A 1,981-nucleotide genomic window follows, 5' to 3' on the forward strand; every position below is an offset into this window, starting at 1 on the left:
GGCACCTACTTCTCCATACTGGAATTGATCGCTACCGGCAAAACCGCCAGAAGTGAAATTGAGTCAGTACTTGAAATCCATAGCGGTGCGTATCTGGCAAAACTGGAAGGTGAATATGCCCTGATCTACCGGCATCGTCCCATTATCGCCAAACCGGGATGCAGACTGCATAAATATTACATCAGAGACAACTTCTTAAGCTTCTGGTTCAGGTTTATCTACCGCAATCTTTCTGCGGTTGAAACCGGCAACTTTGACTACATCCGACAGATCGTGAACAGAGATTACACCACCTGGGCAGGCAGGATACTGGAAAGGTTCTTCCATGAACTGTTTGCCCATACCGGCAGCTACAACCATATCGGATCATACTGGGAGCGTGGCAACAAAAACGAGATTGACCTTGTGGCCGTAAATGACCTGACCAAAGAATTGGTGGTTGCTGAGATCAAGCTGAATAGAGACAGGATCAATCTTACTGAACTTGAGCAAAAAGCTCGTAACCTCTGCATGGAGTTTAAGGGCTACAACGTCAGCTACAAGGCGTTGGGGCTGGAGAATACAGCGGAGTATCTGGCAACAGGAACGTGACGTAGCGGTGGTCAACAGGTATGGTGTCCCTCTATTTTTCATTGCAAGGGATAACGTCAGTAAAGATAGTTACCGTTGACAGCTCAGTGATTATTTCGTCAGGTTACGTTTGATGACGAAATGAAGCAAAAGGTAGCTACTGTTCTATAGGTTGAGCAGATAAAAATCCTGCAACGCTAGATACAGTGCGCGACAATCATCAGGAACCGGCTCTGCACAGTACTCTCTCTGTTTACGCAATGATTCTTCAAAAAACGTATGACCTTCAACCGGGCCTCCGCTAAGCCCCAGATAGGCGGCCACCCTTTTAACTGAAGCCAGGTATTGATCTGCATCTACATCAAACGATACAAGCGGAAAACGATAACACTGCAACAGTTCAAGTAACCGCTCATTATAGGCACGCCATAAAGCAAGCCCTTCATCCAAAGGAATCTGATTTCTAAAATATAATGACTGGGCCACACTTAACGGATGTCGGAAGGTACCGACCAGCTGAAAATCACCAAGCCCTTCCGCCCAGAAAGGAAAGGTAAAAAGGCATCGGGGGTCTTTAAATCCCCACATGCTACCACCTGAAGCTACAGTCATATCGCGGATAATGGCATCACGTTCCAACACTTGTGCCTCATCCCACCCAATAGTGGTTGGAGGGGAACACCATACCCCACCATTTTTTTCAAGCACTGTGTTATTTAAAACAACAATACGCTCACTTTCGCGGTTGCCTTTAAGATTAAACGGATTCTCGGTATATACCTCTCCAAGAAACAGGCCCATCTGCTGCAAGCTACCGGTAAGACAGCTGGTACCGCTGCGATGCATACCTAATATCATAACGGGCTTCATATCAAAACCTACACTTCCTTATTAAATTTGATAAGCGCGCGTACGCCTGACCAACGCTCAACATGCTGATCACACCGTTTTTGTTCAAAGCGTCAAAAATATCTTTAGGAACAACAACTCCTTTGATATTTTTAAACTCACAAGAGTTGGCAATTTGACGTAGTACTGACAACTTAGACGTCCCACAAGCCATTCTCGACGAATAATACTTGAACCCTTCAGAGTCAGGTGTTCTTCCAAGCAATGTCAGATATACACATTTGATAAAATCATCTGCGTCATGAGCCATCAATTCATCATAAGATATTGCAGCAACAAGTTTTTTCTTTTGAGTGGGTAACAAACTACATATTTTATGCCACCAGTAATCAATACCCAAACGCTCAATTACAGCCTGTCTTTTTTCAGGATCATCATGTATTGCAGAAAAAGTACAATGCCATTTTTCAAGCTTTTCCAGGTTCAGACATGACTCATCCCACTTTGAAACAAAAACAACTGGCAGTTGTTCATAGGCACCTTTAAGGGCACTATCCCGTAT

The 1,981-nt window shown here is 44.4% G+C and carries 3 protein-coding genes; 1 reads left to right on the forward strand and 2 read right to left on the reverse strand.

What is annotated here, in order from left to right:
• Positions 1 to 591, forward strand: a 591-nt coding sequence (locus tag OEL57_RS16395) for a DUF234 domain-containing protein (RefSeq protein WP_300741978.1), incomplete at its 5' end; no start/stop codon positions are given.
• 144 nt (positions 592 to 735) lie between these two features.
• Here OEL57_RS16395 and OEL57_RS16400 read toward each other — a convergent pair.
• Complete coding sequence (locus OEL57_RS16400; RefSeq protein WP_300741980.1) at positions 736 to 1,371, reverse strand: hypothetical protein; 636 nt, start codon at positions 1,369 to 1,371, stop codon at positions 736 to 738.
• Between the two features lie 70 nt (positions 1,372 to 1,441).
• On the reverse strand, positions 1,442 to 1,981 hold a 540-nt coding region (locus OEL57_RS16405), incomplete at its 5' end, for a DUF4214 domain-containing protein (protein ID WP_300741981.1).

The sequence above is a fragment of the Trichlorobacter sp. genome, assembly GCF_030247655.1.
Classification (GTDB): Bacteria; Desulfobacterota; Desulfuromonadia; order Geobacterales; family Pseudopelobacteraceae; genus Trichlorobacter.

Coding starts and splice junctions, on each gene's coding strand:
- OEL57_RS16400 (WP_300741980.1), bottom strand. CDS start 1,371: ATGGGCCTGTTTCTTGGAGAGGTATATACCGAGAATCCGTTTAATCTT.